This is a genomic window from Peribacillus glennii (assembly GCF_003429105.1).
Lineage (GTDB): Bacteria > Bacillota > Bacilli > Bacillales > DSM-1321 > Peribacillus > Peribacillus glennii.
Genome location: NZ_QVTD01000026.1, coordinates 19571 through 39954, shown reverse-complemented (window position 1 = coordinate 39954; position 20384 = coordinate 19571). Strand labels below are relative to the sequence as shown.

Annotated in this window: 21 protein-coding genes; 11 read left to right on the top strand and 10 right to left on the bottom strand. The window is 39.6% G+C overall.

Annotated features, from left to right (window positions below; all coding sequences use genetic code 11):
- Positions 1-185: 185 nt before the first annotated feature.
- The 10 genes from D0466_RS21645 (at position 186) to D0466_RS21600 (ending at position 10515) form a co-directional block, all read left to right on the top strand.
- Positions 186-1244, top strand: a complete 1059-nt coding sequence (locus tag D0466_RS21645) for a sulfite oxidase (RefSeq protein WP_117324572.1) — start codon at positions 186-188, stop codon at positions 1242-1244.
- A 274-nt stretch (positions 1245-1518) separates the two neighbouring features.
- Positions 1519-2274, top strand: coding sequence for a GntR family transcriptional regulator (locus D0466_RS21640; RefSeq protein WP_117324571.1), 756 nt, complete (start codon positions 1519-1521; stop codon positions 2272-2274).
- A gap of 278 nt (positions 2275-2552) precedes the next feature.
- Entirely contained in the window at positions 2553-3380 is an 828-nt protein-coding gene (locus D0466_RS21635; RefSeq protein WP_117324570.1) for an ABC transporter ATP-binding protein, read from the top strand.
- On the top strand, positions 3380-4216 hold the full coding sequence (locus D0466_RS21630; protein ID WP_117324569.1) for an ABC transporter permease: 837 nt from the start codon (positions 3380-3382) through the stop codon (positions 4214-4216). Before D0466_RS21635 ends, D0466_RS21630 begins: the two co-directional genes overlap by 1 nt.
- A 17-nt stretch (positions 4217-4233) precedes the next feature.
- Positions 4234-5244 carry an ABC transporter substrate-binding protein gene (locus D0466_RS21625; RefSeq protein ID WP_199484614.1) on the top strand — a complete coding sequence of 337 codons (1011 nt, stop codon included), beginning with the start codon at positions 4234-4236 and terminating at the stop codon, positions 5242-5244.
- A gap of 17 nt (positions 5245-5261) precedes the next feature.
- Positions 5262-6215, top strand: a complete 954-nt coding sequence (locus tag D0466_RS21620; protein ID WP_117324568.1) for a carbon-nitrogen hydrolase family protein — start codon at positions 5262-5264, stop codon at positions 6213-6215.
- Positions 6208-7569: an amidase gene (locus tag D0466_RS21615; protein ID WP_199484613.1), complete on the top strand. Its 1362-nt coding sequence runs from the start codon at positions 6208-6210 to the stop codon at positions 7567-7569. Before D0466_RS21620 ends, D0466_RS21615 begins: the two co-directional genes overlap by 8 nt.
- A gap of 7 nt (positions 7570-7576) precedes the next feature.
- A complete protein-coding gene (locus D0466_RS21610) occupies positions 7577-8317 on the top strand; it encodes a sulfite exporter TauE/SafE family protein (RefSeq protein WP_117324567.1) in 741 nt (246 codons plus the stop codon).
- 259 nt (positions 8318-8576) lie between these two features.
- Entirely contained in the window at positions 8577-9851 is a 1275-nt protein-coding gene (locus tag D0466_RS21605) for an MFS transporter (RefSeq protein WP_117324566.1), read from the top strand.
- A gap of 202 nt (positions 9852-10053) precedes the next feature.
- Positions 10054-10515, top strand: a complete 462-nt coding sequence (locus D0466_RS21600) for a hypothetical protein (RefSeq protein ID WP_117324565.1) — start codon at positions 10054-10056, stop codon at positions 10513-10515.
- Positions 10516-10848: 333 nt separating this feature from the next.
- Here D0466_RS21600 and D0466_RS21595 read toward each other — a convergent pair whose 3' ends face one another.
- From D0466_RS21595 to cidR, 4 genes are all read right to left on the bottom strand, one after another.
- On the bottom strand, positions 10849-11991 hold the full coding sequence (locus tag D0466_RS21595) for a CAP domain-containing protein (protein WP_233522790.1): 1143 nt from the start codon (positions 11989-11991) through the stop codon (positions 10849-10851).
- A 663-nt stretch (positions 11992-12654) separates the two neighbouring features.
- Positions 12655-13026, bottom strand: coding sequence for a hypothetical protein (locus D0466_RS21590; protein WP_117324563.1), 372 nt, complete (start codon positions 13024-13026; stop codon positions 12655-12657).
- A gap of 15 nt (positions 13027-13041) precedes the next feature.
- Positions 13042-13560, bottom strand: a complete 519-nt coding sequence (locus tag D0466_RS21585; RefSeq protein WP_117324562.1) for an acyl-CoA thioesterase — start codon at positions 13558-13560, stop codon at positions 13042-13044.
- Positions 13561-13769: 209 nt separating this feature from the next.
- Positions 13770-14666, bottom strand: a complete 897-nt coding sequence (cidR, locus tag D0466_RS21580) for a cidABC operon transcriptional activator CidR (protein ID WP_117324561.1) — start codon at positions 14664-14666, stop codon at positions 13770-13772.
- 250 nt (positions 14667-14916) lie between these two features.
- Between cidR and D0466_RS21575 the strand changes: the two genes are divergently transcribed.
- Positions 14917-15186, top strand: coding sequence for an IDEAL domain-containing protein (locus D0466_RS21575; protein ID WP_117324560.1), 270 nt, complete (start codon positions 14917-14919; stop codon positions 15184-15186).
- A gap of 124 nt (positions 15187-15310) precedes the next feature.
- Here the strand turns inward: D0466_RS21575 and D0466_RS21570 are convergent, their stop codons facing one another.
- The 6 genes from D0466_RS21570 to D0466_RS21545 form a co-directional block, all read right to left on the bottom strand.
- The gene (locus tag D0466_RS21570) at positions 15311-15799 is read right to left on the bottom strand and encodes a GNAT family N-acetyltransferase (RefSeq protein ID WP_117324559.1); all 489 of its coding nucleotides are present in this window, start codon (positions 15797-15799) and stop codon (positions 15311-15313) included.
- A gap of 26 nt (positions 15800-15825) precedes the next feature.
- The gene (locus D0466_RS21565) at positions 15826-16017 is read right to left on the bottom strand and encodes an SE1832 family protein (RefSeq protein ID WP_117324558.1); all 192 of its coding nucleotides are present in this window, start codon (positions 16015-16017) and stop codon (positions 15826-15828) included.
- Positions 16018-16310: 293 nt separating this feature from the next.
- A complete protein-coding gene (locus D0466_RS21560) occupies positions 16311-16733 on the bottom strand; it encodes a DUF1801 domain-containing protein (RefSeq protein ID WP_117324557.1) in 423 nt (140 codons plus the stop codon).
- 407 nt (positions 16734-17140) lie between these two features.
- On the bottom strand, positions 17141-17965 hold the full coding sequence (locus D0466_RS21555) for a DegV family protein (protein ID WP_117324556.1): 825 nt from the start codon (positions 17963-17965) through the stop codon (positions 17141-17143).
- 305 nt (positions 17966-18270) lie between these two features.
- Positions 18271-18675 (bottom strand): (deoxy)nucleoside triphosphate pyrophosphohydrolase, encoded by a 405-nt coding sequence (locus D0466_RS21550; RefSeq protein WP_117324555.1) that lies wholly within the window; start codon positions 18673-18675, stop codon positions 18271-18273.
- Positions 18676-18775: 100 nt separating this feature from the next.
- Positions 18776-20104, bottom strand: a complete 1329-nt coding sequence (locus D0466_RS21545; RefSeq protein ID WP_117324554.1) for a polysaccharide biosynthesis protein — start codon at positions 20102-20104, stop codon at positions 18776-18778.
- Positions 20105-20384: the final 280 nt, after the last annotated feature.

Here is a 20384-nt window from a genome sequence, read left to right as displayed (position 1 = left end):
CAATTACATACATAAAAGTTTTGGTATTATATACCAACCCCTTGGAGGGTTATTCGAGGAGATAGAAGATTACCAATTTTGACGCGAAAACCTGGCTGCCATCTTGCGTCTTTATTAATTATTGTCGTGAATTCCTTCTAAGCCGCATAAGCATTATTACATTGACAAAACAGAGGGAGGCAATCATGAGTAAACATGAAAAAAGCAAGGTGAGAGCTTATCTAACCACCCGAAAAGTAAATCCGGAAAACCAGGAATCCCCCATCCATTTTTTTGATAAAACAACATATCCCCATAGCTGCCTTTTTAGGAGAAATCATTTTCCATACCCGGATTATATATCTGCATCTTTCGTAATTACAGGGCTTGTACAAAAACCCCTGAGGTTCTCGCTGGAACAATTCCAGAGTATGCCGTCTAAACGTGTGAAGGCAGTCCTGGAGTGTGCAGGAGATAAAAGAAATTTGTTTGTCCCTAAAGTATATGGCGAGCAATGGGAAAAAGGGGCCATCAGCCAGGGATGCTGGAGCGGTGTACCGTTAAGAGATTTACTCCAATACACAGGTTTGCTCAAAGGCGCAAAAGAAGTTGTGTTTGAAGCACAGGATTACGGAAAGCGAAAGGATATAGATCAAACCGTCCCCTATGCTAGAAGTCTCCCTCTGCAAAAAGCATTGCACCCAGATACACTGATTGCCTATGAATATAACGAAAAGCCGATTCCATTTAAGAATGGCTTTCCTTTCAGGCTGATTGTGCCTCAATGGTATGGGATGGCTTCCGTCAAATGGATCAAACAAATAACAGTCATTGATAAGCAATTTGAAGGTCCTTTCCAGGCCATTGATTATGTCTATTATCCTAACAAGGATGAGGATACCGGGAAATTTCCCGTGACATTGATGAATGTTAATTCCACCATCCAACAGCCGCTGAATATGGACATTTTGAACACCGGCAATCACATGATCAGCGGTATTGCCATGACTGGACAAGGAAGGATCGCAAAGGTTGAAATCAGTATCGACAAGGGAAAAACTTGGAGCCCCGCTAAACTGGAACATAATGACGAATATGCGTGGGTGCGATGGAAATACCTATGGGAAGTGCAGGAAACAGGAGAGTATATTATTTTGTCACGTGCTACGGATACCGCTGGCAGAACTCAGCCGGGCACGGCTTTTTGGAATCGAAAAGGCTATGGGTATAACGCAATGGATAAAATAGAAGTAAAGATAGAGTAAATAATTTTCATTTTTAAATAATCTTTATTCGTTAATATTGCGTGAATGTCCGTAATTATTCCAGATATTTCCTGACCCATTTGATGCATGGTTCGGATGTGATAGATCGTTCTGAGTACTTTGAATTAAGTCCATCTAGTTTGGATCGGCTGATAAATGATTTTGAGAAAAAAGTATGTTAGGAAATGTTACGCGATAAGATGAAACAAAGTATGGGATGCAGTTATAATATGTGTAAACAAGAAATTAGTCTAAAAAAGAGGGTTAGAGATGAATGGATCATAATAACAGGCTGCCACTATATGTTCAATTAAAATTATGGGTTATTGACCAAATTGAAAGCGGTTTATTTACAAGTGGGAATAAAATACCAACTGAACACAGCCTTTCTAAAATGCATAATATAAGCCGGCCGACTGTTAGACAAGCTTTGGCAGAGCTTGTGAAAGAGGGATATTTAATGAAAAAAAGAGGATTGGGTACTTTTGTATCGACTCCTTTATTTACGGGTGATGCAACTGTATTTCGAACATTCGCGGAAGAGATGGAGATATTCGGTTTAAGCCATAGAGCGAAATTAATCTCTAAAAAGGTATATCATGCATCTCAAGAATTATCTAAAACATTGTGTATAAACCAAGGAGAAGAAGTCTTTGAAGTCGTTCGGCTAAGGTTTGCAAACGGGAACCCACTTGCAATTCGGACATCGATTATTCCCGCTAAATTGCATCCTGGCTTATTAAAAGAGAATCTAGAAGAACTTTATTCTTTATTGGCTCAAAAAGGAGTTTATCCAGTGAGGTCGAAACAAACTTTTCAAGCTGTTCCAGCTGAAAAAGAGCAGGCCGAGTTACTGAAAGTTATGAAAGGAACTCCTTTAATGTTATGGGAGGGCTTGGTTTTTGCTGAAAATGACCAACCTATGGAAAAAGTAAAAGCGGTTTATCTCGGCACTCATTTTCGCTTTGAAATTGAACAGTCGAGACAACATTCAGACCTCAATTCAACAATGAAAGGACTCATTGGATAAAAGAATAATAAGCATGATTGATTTTTTTTGATGGACAACCTTCCAGCACTTTTTTATTGCAGGAAGATTTTTTTTTGTTGTAAAAATATTTCCACAAAAAACATGTTAGATAATCTGACAAAAAAAATCACAATATAAATATATTTACTATAATTCAATTAAGGGATTAATCCTGTTATAAACTGTATCACGGTAATGTTGTTAAAGTGAAAAATATCTACTTGTCTAATCGGTTGTAAAGACATCGTGACAAATTAAAAGAGGGGTGATCTTCCATTATGATGCTAAATTCTGCTCAAGCTGTTAGTGATGTGACCAAAGAAGTTGGAAATGCCATTGAATTACAAGGAATCAAGAAGCATTTCTATGACAAGGATGAAAATATCATCCAAGTTATTAAGGACATTACACTCGAAATCAAAAATAAGGAATTTATCAGTATTGTAGGGCCGAGTGGTTGTGGAAAGAGTACCATGTTCAATATTATTGCAGGGCTGATGCAGCCGACAGAAGGAAAGGTAAAAGTACTGGGGGAAGATATCGTAAGCTCTACCGGCCATGTAGGTTATATGATGCAAAAGGATTTATTATTCCCTTGGCGCACCATCATAGAGAACGTTAGTCTCGGACTTGAAGTGAAAGGAATGACAAAGAAAGAGCGTGAAGACATCGCTCTCGATTATTTGGCGAAATATGGACTTGCTGATTTTGCACATGCCTATCCCTCTACACTCTCAGGAGGAATGAGGCAAAGGGTGGCGCTCATTAGAACATTGGCGATGGATCCGGAAATTATTCTTTTGGACGAACCCTTTTCTGCCTTGGATTATCAAACACGGCTTGTACTGGAAGAAGAGATCCTGGGAATACTAAGAGATTTTGGGAAAACGGCTGTATTGATTACTCATGACATCGGTGAAGCCATCGCCATGTCAGATCGCATTGCCGTAATGACACAACGTCCGACGTGTGTCAAGAAAATATACGATGTAGGGCTCGCGGTAGAATTGGGATCAGGAATGAAGGCTAGAGCCGACCACAGATATAATGATTTCTTCGAAAATATTTGGGCTGATTTAGATATTCAAATAGGGAGGGATTCCTGATGGAAATGGTTCAAATTGAAAAAGTATCGAAAGACAGTGTCAACAAAGCCAAGAAGAAACTGAGTCCCTTTATTATACATAATCTCTCCCGTTTAGGAATTATCATAACACTGTTGGCTGTATGGGAACTAGCTGCTTTTCTTAAGTGGATCAATCCATTCTTGCTGGGTTCGCCAAGCGGAATTTGGGATGAGACGGTTCGGCTGATCCAAAGTGGACAATTGTATACTGATATGTTCGCCACCGTTTACGGAACGATACTTGGCTTTGTCATTGGCAGCCTTTTAGGTTCCGCAATTGGCTTGCTTTTATGGTATTCAAAAACATTAGCTACCATAATTGACCCTTTTGTGGTTGCTTTAAATGGCCTTCCGAAAATTGCCCTTGCACCGATGATTATCATTTGGTTCGGCTCTGGAATGTTTTCGAAAATTATATTGGCCAGTATTGCGACTTTTATTGTTGCTTTATTATCAGCATACCAAGGAACTCATCAAATAGACTCAAATCTGGTAAATCTAATGAAATCACTTGGCTCATCGAAGGGCCAAATTTTTAAAAAGGTTGTTATTCCGTCCTCTTTACCTTGGATCATTTCAGCTTTTCGCTTAAACATTGGATTTGCTTTGATTGCAGTCATTGGTGGGGAATTCATTTCTTCAGATAAAGGACTCGGAAGGATGATCTTCGTTGCCGGAAATCTATTTAATTTAAATGTGGTTTGGGTAGGCGTTTTATCTTTAATGGCAGTAGCGATCATTCTTTATGTCATTGTATCCAAAATGGAAAACCGGTTAATTCCATGGGAGGATTCTAAAAGACAAAAAGAGAACTAAAAAGGGGGATATAGATCATGAAGAAATATTCGTTTATCACGTTGCTATCAATATTTATGTTAATTTTAACAGCTTGCTCTGAAGGGAATCCGTCTACGACTTCAACAACTTCTGCTTCTGCTAAAAAAGAAAGTGGTTCTGATACTGTCCTTGTGACAGAAGCTTTCCATAGCCTGTTATATTTACCTCTGTATGTCGGCTACCATGAAGGGGTCTTCAAAAAGAATGATATTGAAATCTCAAGTATACGTTCTGCAGGGACAGGGCCTACAGCATTAACTTCTGTTCTATCGGGTGAAGCACAATTTTCCGTACATGGCCCCGAGCATGTTGGATTTGCCAAAGAAAAAGGCGGTGAGGCAAATGCGGTTAGTGCTGTAGCAAATAGCGCTCCTGTGTGGGTTCTGGGAAATAAAGATGTGAAGTTTGATTCACCAGCCGATTTAAAAGGAAAACGCATTGTTGTTGGTTTAGCACCAGGTACATCGAATACAATGTTAAAACGTTTACTCGCGGATAATGGCCTTGATTATCAAAAAGATGTAAAGGTAACAGAAGTACAAAATGGCTCTGAATTAGGGCCGGTATTGGCAGGGGAAGCTGATATTGCAGTCGCTTACCAGCCGCAAGTAGAGCAAGGCTTATCTGAAGGTTTAAAAATCCTTCATGACTTCACCAAGGATTATCCGGAATATGCTTTTTCTACAATTAATACATCACAAAAAATAATAAATGAAAATCCTCATCTAGTGAGACGCTTTGTCAAGTCAATGAATGAATCTTTTGCATTAATACACGAACATCCCGAAATTGCAAAAGCGGTTGCGAAAAAGGAATTTCCTGAACTGGATGAAGCGGTTGTCGATCAAGCAGTTCAACGAATGATAGACAGCAAGGTTTATCGGGAAAACGTTGAAATTACGGAAGAAGCTTTTAAAAATGCGATAGATATGCAGAAGTTTGTCGGCAATATAAAAAATGATATGAAATATAAAGATATTGTAAATGCAGAATTTGTTCCTAAGTAAAAAAGGAGGTTGATTCTATGAAGTTAAAAGTTGTTGGAATACAAAGCGGACCTTATAGTAATAAAGTTGATTATCTAACTCGGATTGGGCAGTTAGCTGCCCAGTTCGACCGAGCTTTAGAAAAGGTTCCAAATGCTGACTTGATTGTTTTTCCAGAATTAATGGCGATTCCTTATTTTTGCAAAATAAGTGATCCTGGCTTTTTTGACTTTGCAGAGCCTCTAAATGGTGAAACTTTTCAATTTTTCTCGCAAAAGGCTAAAGTTGCAGGGGTATATGTAATTATAACGATTTTTGAAAAGGAAAACGACAGTACCTACTATAATACGGCAATTATCATTTCAGACAGCGGTGAAATGGTGGGATATTATCGGAAAACGCATATTCCAAAACTATCTTTGCCTACTTTAACCACTGATGAATCTATTTATTTTGCAAGAGGTTCGAATTATCCAATCTTTGATGTTAAAGGGTTTAAGGTGGGTATATTAATCTCCTTCGACCGTTCCTTTCCAGAGGCTGCGAGAGCGTTAGCTTTACAAGGAGCGGAATTAATCGTCATGCCTACTGCTGCTGGAGGTGAAGAAAGGAAGAACGCATGGCTTAGTGAGTGCCAGGCCCGGGCAAGAGAAAATGGTGTCTATGTAATGGGAGTGAATAAGGCGGGAGAAGAGATTCTTAAGCATAAAGATCAAGTGGTTACCTCCCGGTTCTTTGGTTTAAGCTGTGTCTTTGATCCTGGAGGAACAGCGGTTGAGCCGTCTCTGGATAGTACGCCTTGGAATTTCATAAGTTGTGAGATTGAACGTGAAATAATAAAAGAATGCAGAAGCCGGTTGAACTTTTTAGATTTTCTACAAGGTGATTTATATTTTGCTTATTCAGATGAACTTCAGAAAATAAGAGAGTTTAAGATTGAAAAAGAAACAGAGCCGCTTTTTGGGCCGAAAGGGGTTGCTATCATTGATTAAGACTTCAACATCGTCTTTAACGATTACAGACTCTCATCGATTGCTGCGGGAGAAACAAATATCTCCAACAGAGCTTGTATCCTTATATATCGAGCAAATTGAAAAAGTAGAACCGGAAGTGAGGGCTTGGGTCAGAGTTGAAAAAGAACAGGCGATGGAAAGGGCAAAAAAATTAGAAGATACTATGCATCAATTAGATGAACTGCCGCCTTTATTCGCGATTCCTTATGCTGCCAAGGATATTATTTATACAAAAGGGATGCCCACAGAGGGAGGTTCGAAGGTAAATAAAGGATTTGTACCTGACCGGGATGCAAAAGTGATTCAAACATTGTGTGATTCTGGAGCCATCTTGTTAGGAAAAACAACCACAACTGAATTTGCCAACTGGGGAGGACCTCCTGAAACGAGAAATCCTTGGAATTTAAACCATACTCCAGGGGGCTCGAGTTCTGGATCGGCTGCCGCGGTCGCTGCACGTATGGCGTTAATGTCATTGGGAACCCAGACTGCAGGCTCGCTTTCAAGACCAGCTGCTTATAATGGCTTGACTGTTTTGAAAGCGACATACGGAAGAGTGAGCAAAACCGGTGTGATACCAGCCAGTTGGAGTTTGGATCATGTAGGTGCTTTTACAAGAACTGTTGAGGATACTGTGCTTGTTTATAATGAAATATCTGGTCCGGATCCTGAAGACCCATGCACTTGGACACTGCCAAAGCAAGTTCTTCATACCCAAGAGAAGCGGGACTATACAATTGGCGTAGTCATTAATGAATATTTCCAAGCAACGGATAGTGAAATAAGAAGGTCTGTTGAGGATGCCATTAAACAATTTGAAGGAATGGGATTTAAGATTACATATCTTGATATGCCAAAAAGTTTGGAGGCTGCGAATGCTGCCCAGCATATCGTCATGAAATCTGAAACGGCCCATTATCATACTGATGAATTTATAAAAGACGCTTCCCGGTTTGGAGTCTATTTACAGGAGTTTATTCGAGAGGGACTACAAATAAAAGCCAATGATTATTTGAAGGCACAGCGAATTCGGACTTTATTCAGACAAGAGATGAGTGAAATGTTTAATGAGGTTGACCTTTTATTAACACCTGCGACACCAACACCTGCCCCTGAAGGAATCTTGGCTACAGGATCACCTGCCTTTAATCTGCCTTTTACAAATGCAGGAGTCCCAACCCTCACAATTCCTGTTGGATATACTAAAACGAAAAACTTGCCGATGGGGATTCAACTGATCGCTGCACCGATGGAAGAGCAGAAGCTAATCGATGCAGGATACCTGTTTCAAAAGGAAACTGATTGGCATCTAAAAACACCTGAGATTGTTTAGTTAAAAGATGAGTTTAATCATTACGATGTTACTCTTAGGGTTATTGTTAGGATTTATAGGGGCTGGGGGCTCTGGTTTTATCATCGCTATTCTTGTAACTATTTTTGAAATTCCGATTCACATGGCATTGGGTACAGCAGTAGCTGTCATGTTCTTAAGTGTGCTATCTGGCAGTTTGAGTCATTTCCGGGAAGGGAATTTATATGTGAAGCAAGGTCTCATTGTAGGAGGATTTGGTGGGATTGGGGCTTATTTTGGTTCTCGGCTGACAACATTTATAGATCCTCATGCATTAATGTTTTTTACCGTACTGGCTTTAACTCTTTCAGGGCTGCTTCTCTGGGCCAGAACGAGAATTGCCGTGATAAATCCAGAAGTGAAAGTTGAACCCAAAGCTTTTACCTATATGGCGATCGGGATGGGAAATGGTTTAATATCAGGTACGTTGGGAATAGGCGCCGCGCCATTTATTCAGTTATTCGTTATAAAATGGCTGAACTTTCCTTTACGGGTAGCGGCGGGAACGACCATGTTGATTATACTGCCAATTGCAATGTTTGCATCCTTTGGATTTATTCAAAATGGCTACTTTGAGACGCCTTTGTTTTTCCAAGTAGCAACTGGGATCATCATTGGTACATACATTGGAGCAAAATTGACTAAAAAACTCCCACAAGCGGTACTGCGTTATGGAATGTTCTTATCCCCAATAACAAGTGCGATTCTACTATTGATTAATCTGCTATAAAACCAAATATGGTGGTGTAATCGCTGCCAAGCATACAGGATTAAAAAAGATACCTTAAGCGGCCTGGGTCATTTATTCACACTGACTCAGGCTTTTTATTTTTTAGAATCTGGAAATTATTTCACGGTATATGGCTGTTGTAATTATTTTTCCTAGAATAAATATAATAATAAATTTATTAAATAGTTAAAAAAGTCAGACTATTTAACATTTATTCAGGTTATAATGAAAGGAATATCTGTAAAGGTGGAAGCTCACATTGAAAAGGATTCATTATGGCTGGGTTATCCTTGTGGTAACCTTTTTTTCAATCATTGTCGCGGGAATTATCCGTTCTTCGTCCGGGGTGTTCCTCGTCCCGTTTGAAGAAGAGTTTGGCTGGGATCGTGCGTTTATTTCTTTATCGTTCGCTATAAGTTTAGTTATCTACGGTTTTTCCGGACCATTCGTGGCTGCAATGCTGGAAAGCGTGGGAGTTAAAAAAATGATGTGGCTTGCGATGTCTGTGTTAATGCTTGGCATCGGGCTGGCCTTTTTTATGCAATACTCCTGGCAATTGCTGCTGATTTGGGGCATCATCTTCGGATTGGGTTCCAGCGTATTTTTAACCGTTCTCAGCACCTATGTAGCCAATCATTGGTTCGAAAAACGAAGGGGACTAGTATTGGGGATCCTAACGGCGAGTACGGCTACCGGCCAGTTGATATTCCTGCCTGTGCTGGCAGCGATCATCGAAAAATCTTCCTGGCGATGGGCTATGGGGCTGATCTTTGTCTTAAGCCTGATAATGATGCCATTGATCTTGCTTTTCATGAAAAATAATCCGAAAGAGCTGGGGCTGATGCGTTATGGCCAGACAGCGGATGAAATGGAAGAAGCAACAATTGAAAAAAAGAACCCAATCCATACCGCTTTCGCCACCTTGAAAGAGGCTGTCAGGGTAAAACAGTTTTGGCTCCTTGCAGGCAGTTTTTTTATTTGCGGTTTGTCAACGAGCGGCTTGATTGGCACGCATTTTATCCCTTTTTGTATCAGTTTCGGGATTCCTGAAGTGACAGCAGCCGGTCTGATTGCTTTTATGGGGATTTTTGACCTTATTGGGACAACATTGTCGGGATGGTTGTCAGACAGATACGATAATCGCTGGTTATTGTTTTGGTATTATGGTTTCCGGGGATTTTCCTTGCTTTTGCTTCCATTTGCCTTAGCGGAAAATTCAACTTTCTTTTTAATTGTATTTGCAATTTTTTATGGATTGGACTGGATTGCAACCGTGCCTCCGACAATCAACCTCGCTACCCAGGCATTTGGAACGGAGAAAAGCGGGATTGTCTACGGCTGGATCTTTGCAGCCCATCAGGCCGGGGCAGGAGTGGCAGCTTTTGGCGGCGGGCTCATTTATACGATATGGAACTCGTATCAGTGGGCTTTTTTAATGGCAGGTATTTTTTGCTTGCTCGGCGGCGCATTTGTACTGGGAATCAAGAAAAATGCCGGAATTTCGGATAATTTGCATAAAGAAGAAGCGGTATAGTAAAAATACACAAACTGTGCGAAATAGAAGGAGCCGCACTGCTTTTTTTCCGGATGATAATGCAGAAAGTAGTGTAAAAGGTCCTTTTTCTTTTCCGTAAAATTCACTATATTTTAACTATACATATCTTGCTAAAGAACTAGAATGATCATAAACCTCATGGCTTAGAAACTGTCAAATCTAAAAAAGGAAGGAATATAGTATGGACGGGAATTTTTTTGCTGACTATAAGAAATTTATTGTACTGCCTGATGATAATGAAGTTAGTAAAGAAGAATATGATCCAAGGGATTACGACTCATATTATATCCTTACGTTATCACTTTATGATTCGCTCATATCAAGCTGGAGTGAGGCAATTAAGCATGAAATAGACATAAATAAAAGCATTGAAACCGTCTTGGGAGAATTCAATAAAAGACAAAAAAAAGCATACCACCTCCAATTGCTGGAACTTGACGATACAAAGTCTTATTTTATTATGGCCCTGTCTTGCAAAACAAAAATGGAGGACGGGGATACTGATGCACGGATTTCTTATTTTGTAGAAAAGATGATTGCGAATTCCTTTTATGTCGGGCAAAGCTGGTACAAGCTTGTCGGTGACAAAGCCAGAGTGGAACGTAAACTGTTTCGTCTTTCATACAGAGAATACAAACAGTGAGCTACCACAGTTCTACCTTACCGCTTGAATATCCAGAATGACCGAAATTCGTCTATCCTTGCCGTAATTTTGGTGATTCCGGCCGATTTCTCGGTTCAATTCCAGAAGAAACTCCCTGTTTGTGAACCCTTTAAATGTGGAGAATTTGCATATTAGAGTATAACGTTAAATTGTTATGCATGTGGGATTTTATTGTCAGAGCGGATAAACAGGGAGGGAATTCTTTCTTTTACCGAGAAAATTTAATTTCCAGACTGATCAAAAATTTCATTTCGTGATTGTTACATGTATAAAAAAGCTGTGTCCTCAGTTTAAGGACACAGCCATGTCTCTCTATTTTGCATAAAAATTTTCTGTATAATATGGGCGTGATTTTGAATCGAACGCGACACCGACACCTAATAATTCAAAATCTTTTTGGAGGATGTTTTTCCTGTGCCCCATCGAGTTCATCAGCCCTTCGTGGGCAAAGATCGAACTGAACTGGCCGGATGCAAGGTTTTCGCCGGCAGTGATAAACCTGACGCGATCCTCCTCCATCCGGTCGAAGGGAGATTCTCCCTCAAGATTGGTATGGCTGAAGTATTGGTTTTTTGCCATATCAGCACTGTGTTTGCGCGCAGTTTCTTTTACATGGGCATCCCAGGAGAGGATGCTGAGATTGTGGTTGACCCTTGTAGCGTTTGTCAGGTCGAATAATTGAAATTCAAAGCCTTTCGTAAGCGCAGGGCTGCCCTTTGAATAAAAATCCTTCTTATTGTTCTCAAGCCCTTCACTAATGATTTGGATCGAGGTTACTGTATTCTTTTGGTGCTTATCGTAAAAAACAGTAGTATAAGTGCCGTCGATTCGAAATACATCGTAGTCCCGGTTTTCTTCAAATTGATAGTAGGCCATCCCTTTGCGAATTTTCGTTAGAGGTTCGCCCAGCTTAGACCGAACCGTTGCTTTAGGTGTTCCTCTTTTAATCCCTTTCTTTGATGCGAGCAGATCTTGGTTTGTATATAATCCTGCAACCTTATTATTTTCATCATAGGCTGCCATGAAAAAGTGCTGGTAGTCCTTATGGTATGTGTGCCACTTTACCCCGTACTCATTGACAGACGAGCGTTTAGGTGCACCGACTTTCTTTTCCACTTTTGCCTTTGCATCGCCAAGCCCAAAATTGTAAACCGTGAACATATCCTCTGACGGCGTGGAGAGCTTCGGCTTTTCAAGTTTTTGTGACTCTACTTCCTGTTCCTCTTTAGGAAGTTGGTCGATTGCGCTATCTATTTCTTCCACCAGATGAAGGAAACCACTCCGTAACGTATCGAACGCATCTGAGAATTCCTGGCTTTGGGTAACGGATGCAATCTTGGATTCTATATTTTCCAAGGACTGTTGAAGGCCTGTTTTATTGGCAGGTTTCCCAAATAAAGACCAAGAAGCGTAAATGACAAGCGAAAATATAAGTAAAAGAAATATCCGCCTCAACTTATCTCCTCCGTTTCTATTCATATTCTACCCAAAAATAGGGGAATGTAAAAAGTATATGTCTTTTTTCTGAATCCTTGATCTTTGGAAGGCGAATTTATGACAACATGTTAGTTTTATAGGTGAAAATGATTCCTTGAATTCTTTTCCGTGTGAAGCTATTTTATCCATTTTCAGCTCAAATGGGTAGCCAGCACCGTTTGAAACGGCTCAATATATGGTGTTTTTACTACATAAACGTTTTTGTAAAAAAGTTTTTTATCATTTATCCAGGGAGCAGTTCAGGGATGCCATATACCATTAAGGATGTTGCGTATCAAACCAAAGTTTCATTGACTCAGTTTCGCGGATTCTCAATAATCAAACAGTATTTTTTGAAGAAACAAAAGAAAAGCTCTAAAGGTGAGTAAGGAACGGAAATATCATCCGAATGCTGTGGCAACAGGCCTCATGAATAGCGAACACATACTATTTGAGTATTATTTCCTAAACTGTCAAGCACGTTTGCAACCGACTTGCTTAGCGAGATTGAAAAGCGGCTCACGATATGGGGGCCATTGTCATTGTTTGCCATACGGAGTCACACAAAATGGGGTCAGTCCCCCAGCGCGTTAAAGTTTTAACGCGGCGGGGGACTGACCCCATATGACACATTTCTCTTGGTCATTGAATAATATTGGCGCCTACCAAGGCTTCAGGAGCCATCCCTAGAATTAATAGGCTGATATTGGCATACCCCGTATCTCTGAAATCATGGAAGGTTTGTTTCAAAACAGGAGAATCAAGATCTTCCTTTAACTTTTGCACTTCTTTTTTATATAAGCGAAGAACAGAGCCCTGTACGAAGTTTGGGGCGTAATAATTTGGGTCCTCATCCATTATTAAACAGCCCATATATTGATACTTGAATTGCAGCGCCCTTGTAAGGTTAACAACATCCACCAGTTTTTCAAAAAGGACGGGATATGATGTTTTAAGATTTTCAATGGCGTTCTTGGTTTCTTTTAACTCATTATGACTGGTTAACGTGATCATCTTTTCTCCTCCTTTTTATTTATCCCAAGGTTTTTCAAGAGTAATATAGCGGGCTAATTCTTTACTTTTCTCTCTTCTGAATTTCCGAATTTCTGCTCTTTCTTTCCCAGTATTGTAAAGGAATTTCTCTTCCTCAGTTTCCGGTACGACCGCAGGAACTTCGACTGGGCGTTTATCCTCGCCAAGCGCTACAAAGGTTAGAAATGCCGTTGCGGCAATTCTCCGTTCTCCTGTTAAAATATCTTCCGCAATAACTTTACAGAAGATTTCCATTGAGGTTCTTCCTGTATATGTTACAAATGATTCCACACACACTGAATCAGTTTGATGAATTGGACATAAGAAATCTATTGAGTCAGTAGAAGCCGTTACACATTCCTTAACACGGGAATGCCGTCTTGCTGATAAAGTAGCGGCGTCATCAAGTTTCTTCATTAATACTCCACCAAAGAGAGTATTGTAGTTATTCAAATCCACAGATAGTACTTGAGCGGTATTAACGATGCGGCTGTCTTTAGCTTTCTTGGCTTCCATTTTTAGAGCTCCCCTTTGTATGAATATCATGATGTAAATAATGAAACCCTGTTTCTAGTGTACGCCCCTGGTTTATGTCAGTAAAATGGTTAAAAATTATGCTTTTCATAGATATTATCTATGTAAATGCTTCCATTTAGTTATAGGAGCTTGCGCGAAAAAAAGACGGTCCCCGCTAAAAAGGACTGTCTTGTAAAATTTGATATTCATTACATGAAAGGATGTTCATTACTCAATTTTTCTTTAGTGAATTGCAGCCATTCCCTGGCAGCATAAGATAGATATTGGTCTTTGCCCCAAATAAGAGCCAGATTCCAGCTAATGGAAGGATTTACGATTTTAACCGCTTTTACTTCATCGGTGAGATGGCGGCAAATGCTTTCCGGTAAAAGTGATACTCCAAGCTTTGCGGCTACCATATCTGTAATAAACGACCATTGGGAGGTTTCAGAGATAATATGGGGATCAAAGCCTGCGCGATTGCAGGATTCGATAATCCTATCGTGCAAAACAAAGTCCTTATTAAACAAAACAAACGATTCATCTGCCAGTTCCTCTAAATCGACTTCCTTTCGGCTTGCTAATCGATGCGACGCATGAAGAATAAGATTGAAGTCTTCTTCCTTAAAGGAAAAATGGTCAAAGATGTCATTGTTGGTAGGAAGAACGACGACTCCCAGATCCAGGAGATTATTGCCGACATATTCTTCTACTCTTTTCGACCCGTGCTCGATGATTTCAAAAGTGATGCCTGGATACTTTTCGTGGAATGTTCCAACAATTTTGAGAAATGATTGGGCATCGAAAATGGGCGGCAATCCAATGCTTATATGCCCTTTCTTTAAGCCGAGAAGGTTATCCAGTTCAGTTTCCAGATTATTGAAAGCTTTATCAATTAATTTGGCCTGCTCCAAAATGATACGGCCTGCATCGGTTAAGACCAATTTTTTCCCTGAGCGGTCAAAAAGTGAAACTCCAAGCTCTGTCTCAAGATTTTTAATCATTTTGCTAATCGTTGGCTGGGTGATATATAAATGTTCCGCTGCGCGCGAAAAACTATTAAAATTCGTTACCTCAATAAAATATTGTAAATGCTTGATATCCAATGCCTTTACACCTGCTTACCAGTTATTTCGGAGAACTATATTCCTTATTAATAACATAAGGAACGGACATGCACCATAAAAAAAGGAATTTAATTTCCTTGTAAAGCTTTCATTTAATTCTTGTATGACGATATAAAATCCATTGTTTCCACTTTTTAGAAAATGAAAATCGATAACAGTTGTTATCTTTTTGCAAATTCGGGTAAGTAGATAATAAATAAAATAAAATAAAAGAAAGCAGGGAAAACATATGAATCCAGAATACAAATCGGGAAACTACCGCAAAGACCAGTATATTAAGTCAACATCAGAATTGTTTGATAAGGAAGACTTGAAAACGAAAAAAATCCTCGCTAAGGAACATACAGAATATACGGCAGGGGCCAATCGGGTCATCCAAAAAGTGCAGAAGCAATATCTAGAAAATAAGAGATACATGGAAATTGACAAAGCGCTGGACGAAAGGGACAAAGCAAGGTTTCTTGCCTTAACATCAAAGGGCTGGGAACGAGTCTTATAAAGAAGAGGAAAAGAATTATGGGGATATTCCATCACATAAAAATTTGTCCAGAGCTTCATGTCAGATAGGCTAACTGAAAGCTCTGGACAATTTTATTTTAATCTTTCAATTAGTAGACACTGTTTCACAGCATCAATTGATAATAACTGACGTCCTGCCATTCACCGAACTTAAAACCGACTTCCTTGACGCATCCTGCAAACTGAAAGCCGAATTTTTCATGGAGTTTAATGCTGGACCCGTTTCCAACGGTAATTAAGCTTAATACAGTATGGTACCCAAGCTCTCTGGCCTTTCGCAGAATTTCTATTACCAGAGCTGTGCCCGTGCCTCTACCTTGATGTTTCTCTGAAAGATAGACCGATAATTCCACAGTTCCAGCATATGCGGCTTTGGCATTGTATGGCGATATACAGGAGTACCCTGCCACTTCACCGTCGATTTCTGCGACAATGAGCGGGTAGTTGGCGCCATACTTTTCAAACCAGGCCTTCCGCTGTTCAAGGGTCTGTTCTTCCAGATCAAAAGTTGCTGTCAGGTTACGGATCGCGTAGTTATAGATGGCAAGCATTGCCGGCAGATCATCTATTACGGCGTCTCGAATATGTATCATCATGATCCCCCTTAAAAACAAATCTCTTATCTATCTTGTTTCTTTAAATCTTCCAATTGTGCATTCAGCTTCTTTAACTCAAATTCTAACTCATCAAGCTGTTTTAGCAACGGGGAAATGTTCCCGCCCACTGATTCCAGTTTTTCCAAATCATTCTGCAAACGTACGTAATCAGCTTTTACATCTTGTATCTTGTATTCTACTTCAGCTTTATTCATATTTTTCACCTCAGTTTTTATTACACCATAAAAGGCAATCGTTCTACTACAAAAATTGATGTTAAAGCCGATACAGATTCTTTTTAAGTATTTTTGATTTTCTGTAATAAGTCCTTATTGATGAAAAACACCCCAAGCAAAATCAGTAAAGCTACTGCAATGACATATACTATAAAGGTGATGGAGTAACATAATTTTTCCTTGTCAATTAGTATTAGTAGCGAAACAAACATGACCGGATATGGTCATGTTTTTAATGGTTTATTAAGTCTATAGAAAACGAATAACGAAAATTAATTATTCGGGTAGATTTGTCTCAAAAAGGTTATAGATTGTTTGATTAATTCTTTTAAAACATCCACATCAATATCTGCTACTTTATTGATGTAAACACATGCTTTTCCAGTCGAATGTTTTCCAAAGTTCTTTAATAATTCTTCCCGTTTTGATTCATCCGGGGCAAAATATAAACTGATTTTAGCTTTGCGGGGGGAAAAGCCAACCAGCGGTGCATCGCCTTCGTGGCCGGATTGATATTTGTAATGATAGGAACCAAAGCCGATGATACTCGGACCCCACATTTTCGCTTGATAACCTGTCGTTTCAGTGAAGATATCCAGCAATCTAAATGCGTCTTCCCGTTTTTTAGGGCTGTCGACATTTTCAATAAACTCAATGACACTATTGTCAGTTTCTTTGGTCTTCAATTCATACATATGTAAAATCGCTCCTTCTCCGTGTATTTTAACATAATAACAATTCCGTACCTGCTTAATTTAGGATCCGGATATCGCATGAAAAACTGAGCGGCTGCAGAAATTGAAAGTTTTCAGGAACGCACCGGTTTGTTCGAAAAACACCGTTTTATTTATAGTATTAATCCCGAAAAATCCCCTCTTAATACTTCTTTCTCATTTTGATTCCGGCATAAAATGGAGGGAAGTAGTTTAGCTTTCAAAATGCTATTTAACTGTAAGCCTGTCGATTGATATTTCGGCAGACTTCATTTCTCGTTAGTTCTTTTAAAAACAGAATCACTGAAGAACGTATCGTTTGGTATGTAAGCCAACAATGCTATTAATTTCCTTCGATATCGGGATTTAATTCCTATATATTCACTCAGCTAAAAAGAAACAATCATCCCATCCTTCCCCGCATATGTACCCATTGTTGCTCCCATATAATGGACAATCACCTGTTTAGGATTAAATAGGTCAATGATTTCTTGTTTCAGCCTTTCGGCTTCCTCTTCGTTGCCTGTGTGGGTGATGCCAAAAATGGTATCGGAAAAATCGGTTTTTCTTTCGCGAATGATCTCAAGCGTCCTTTTCTGGAACTTTTTCTTGCCGCGGATTTTCTCCAGCATTTCTACTTGGCCTTTAACACCTTCCAAAATCACTTTGATATTCAGGATTTTGGCAAGGGATCCTTGGAATTTACTTAAACGGCCGCCTTTGACAATGTTCTCTAACGTATCCAGCAGGATAAGGATATTCATGTTTTTCCTGTACCCCATCAAGTTTTCAATAATTTCTTCCATGGTATGTCCTTTTTGGGCTAGTTCTGCTGCACGGATGATTTGCAGGCCATGGGCAAGAGAACCGGCCAGCGTATCAAAAACTGTCACATTTCTGCTGGATAGTTCTTTGCCGAGGCATGCTGATTGAAAAGTTCCGCTTAAGCCTGAAGAGATCGTGAGGCAGAGTACTTCATCATTCTCAGCACATTCGTCGAAGGCTTCAGCAAATGCGGCAGGGGAGGGCTGTGACGTCTTGGGAAGTTCTGTAGTGGAGAACATTTTTTCAAAAAACTCCCTTGGTGTCAGGTCAATGCCTTCTAAATATTCCTCATCTTCTATTTTTACCCTTAATGGTACGACAGAAATGTTATATCCTTCTAGCAAATTCTTTGGCAGATCAGCCGAACTGTCTGTGATAATCCTAATCATTTTCGAAATCCCGCCTTACATTTTTTTCTATATCTAGAGTATAGCAGGTCTCTATTTTTCTCACTAAATATTGGCTTGAAATGGAGGGTATCAAAATAAGATCTTCTGAAGCTAATTATGTTGAAGAAAAATTACTAGTGATTTTCTAAAGGGGGGGGGTGAGGGATTACTATACTACTGGAGAAAAATACCGGAAATTATTTGAGGCGACGGAAACTAAATTGTATCAGAGGGCTGATGTATTCGTATATCTGTATTTCCCGCTATTCACCAGACCATAACTAAAATAAACTGGCACCTGTCATTCAAGTGCCAGTTATTTCATCCATCAACTTTTCAACAGCCGGGATATCAGCAGGAGCCCATTTTAACGAGTTTAGATTTTCCCTCTGTAGCCAGATTAGTGTGGAATGTTCCCTTGCTGCTGGTGTTCCGTCGGCAATTTTGCACTTGATTGCCAATAAGGTAATAATGAAGGTTTCATATTCATGGATATGTTCGTTAAATAATTCATTCGTAATGACCTTACAACCCAACTCTTCATCGATTTCCCTTCTCAAGGCTGAAAAGATATCTTCATCTTTTTCCACTTTTCCGCCCGGAAATTCCCACATATTTGGCATCGTCATGCTAGGAGATCTTAATGCACATAGTATTTCATTTTGCTCATTTTCAATGACAGCTGCTACCACTTTAACGGCCTTTTTCAAATTCATCACCCTGCTGTTTAGATACTTCCTATAATATATGGGAAACAAAGGTAAAGAAGCAAGGGCCAGTTTCAGTTGGAAATGTCATTAATCTTGAGCATTAATAAACATTCTGCCTTGGTTTGGTCAGCCAAACGGTTATCCCGATTTTTTTGCAAATTGTAAAATAATGCATCAACGTGAGTAACACGATTCCCATGTTCATGCCCATTATAATACCCGCCATATTTAAATGTGACTGGGAGCCAAGAATATACATCATTACAAACGACACGACATGGGCCCACACCGAATGTATAAACGTGTCTTTGACTAATCCTAAGCCGATTAAATAGGCTTGCATAGGGATCACAAAGAAATGGAACAGGAAATACGGCCATAATAATTTCAAATAGAACGCTGCACCCGTTGAAGAAAAAAAGGTGGCAGTTAATGGTTCTGCAAAAATATAAATGACCAAAACAGACGGAATTCCATAAATTAATGTAAATGACATCGATTGTTGCAACAGATGTCTCAATTGTTCATAATTTTTATTTGCATAAGCATCCGAGACGTTCGGAATTAACATGACCATCAGTGAATGGGCGATAAATGCAGGGAAAAAGCCGATTGACATTGCCACGCCCGTTAACATGCCAAAATGCTCAGTCGCTGCAACAGCTCCAAACCCAGCTGCGATGAGGGCAGACTGGATTAAAAAAGGCTGAATGGCATTTGTGATCGCATTGAAAATACGCAGTCCGGTGGTCGGCAGTGAGACGGCAAGCAGCTTTTCGTGTGCATAATGCCGCGTCATCATGGCATTCGAATTCCGTTTCATGGTTTGCATTTGAATGATAAACATGCTGATTAAATAGACAAATACAACGAATTCACTCGCTGTTAGCGCACTGAGTGCAATAAGCAGCGAAGTGTCCCGGTCAAATTGGAAATAATGAAAAATTGCTATTAGGCATCCAAATTGAATGATTTTTCTAAGAAAATTGGAAAATGCGATTTTTCCCATCTGTTGAACGCCCATAAAGTATCCTTTGGCAATCGATGAAAAGGCAGAAATCGGTATTATCACAAGCATTAACCATTTAACATATGGATGAAATCCACTTAGAATGGCAGGAAAAGATAGTACGATAAATGTTGGTATGAAAATAATCAGCATCACGGATGTAGCCAATCTTAAGGCATGCTTCAGCAAATGATAATGAAGCTCCTGTTTATTCTCTGCAACAAACTTGGAAATAGATATAGGCAGCTCTAGGCTTGCAATAATAAAGACCAGAAAGATGATTGGCAAAATGGACATGTAACGCCCCATGCCTTCTTCACCCAGCTCCCTGGCAAGTATCATATTCACAAACAACTCCACACACTCACTAAAAAAAGCCACGACCACCAGCAAAATGGTTCCCTTGAAAAACGAATTAATCTTGTCTCACTCCCTTCCAAAACAATCCTTCTAAAGGATATGAGACAAGTCCTAACATTATTTTAACTTTTCAATAAAACTTCATACTTTATCACATTACCGTATAGGGGGTCAGTCCCCCACTGGTTTAACGCGTTACTGTGCCGGGGGACAGACCCTCACAACTTTCAGAATATACTTCCGAACCCTTCGGAGCCTTTTTCGCAAACTGCGAATGATTCGGAGACTGGTTCCGAAAAACGATATTCAAAGAGATAAATTTAATAACAATCAATGAATG

Excerpts from the sequence above, each read along its gene's own strand:
- D0466_RS21560 (WP_117324557.1), bottom strand. The coding sequence starts at position 16,733 with ATGTATGAATTGAAGACCAAAGAAACTGACAATAGTGTCATTGAGTTT.
- D0466_RS21555 (WP_117324556.1), bottom strand. The coding sequence starts at position 17,965 with ATGATTAGGATTATCACAGACAGTTCGGCTGATCTGCCAAAGAATTTG.
- D0466_RS21575 (WP_117324560.1), top strand. The coding sequence starts at position 14,917 with ATGAATCCAGAATACAAATCGGGAAACTACCGCAAAGACCAGTATATT.
- D0466_RS21585 (WP_117324562.1), bottom strand. The coding sequence starts at position 13,560 with ATGGAAGCCAAGAAAGCTAAAGACAGCCGCATCGTTAATACCGCTCAA.
- D0466_RS21620 (WP_117324568.1), top strand. The coding sequence starts at position 5,262 with ATGAAGTTAAAAGTTGTTGGAATACAAAGCGGACCTTATAGTAATAAA.
- D0466_RS21640 (WP_117324571.1), top strand. The coding sequence starts at position 1,519 with ATGGATCATAATAACAGGCTGCCACTATATGTTCAATTAAAATTATGG.
- D0466_RS21590 (WP_117324563.1), bottom strand. The coding sequence starts at position 13,026 with ATGATCACGTTAACCAGTCATAATGAGTTAAAAGAAACCAAGAACGCC.
- D0466_RS21625 (WP_199484614.1), top strand. The coding sequence starts at position 4,234 with ATGAAGAAATATTCGTTTATCACGTTGCTATCAATATTTATGTTAATT.
- D0466_RS21570 (WP_117324559.1), bottom strand. The coding sequence starts at position 15,799 with ATGATACATATTCGAGACGCCGTAATAGATGATCTGCCGGCAATGCTT.
- D0466_RS21565 (WP_117324558.1), bottom strand. The coding sequence starts at position 16,017 with ATGAATAAAGCTGAAGTAGAATACAAGATACAAGATGTAAAAGCTGAT.
- D0466_RS21645 (WP_117324572.1), top strand. The coding sequence starts at position 186 with ATGAGTAAACATGAAAAAAGCAAGGTGAGAGCTTATCTAACCACCCGA.
- D0466_RS21630 (WP_117324569.1), top strand. The coding sequence starts at position 3,380 with ATGGAAATGGTTCAAATTGAAAAAGTATCGAAAGACAGTGTCAACAAA.
- D0466_RS21635 (WP_117324570.1), top strand. The coding sequence starts at position 2,553 with ATGATGCTAAATTCTGCTCAAGCTGTTAGTGATGTGACCAAAGAAGTT.
- D0466_RS21610 (WP_117324567.1), top strand. The coding sequence starts at position 7,577 with ATGAGTTTAATCATTACGATGTTACTCTTAGGGTTATTGTTAGGATTT.
- D0466_RS21600 (WP_117324565.1), top strand. The coding sequence starts at position 10,054 with ATGGACGGGAATTTTTTTGCTGACTATAAGAAATTTATTGTACTGCCT.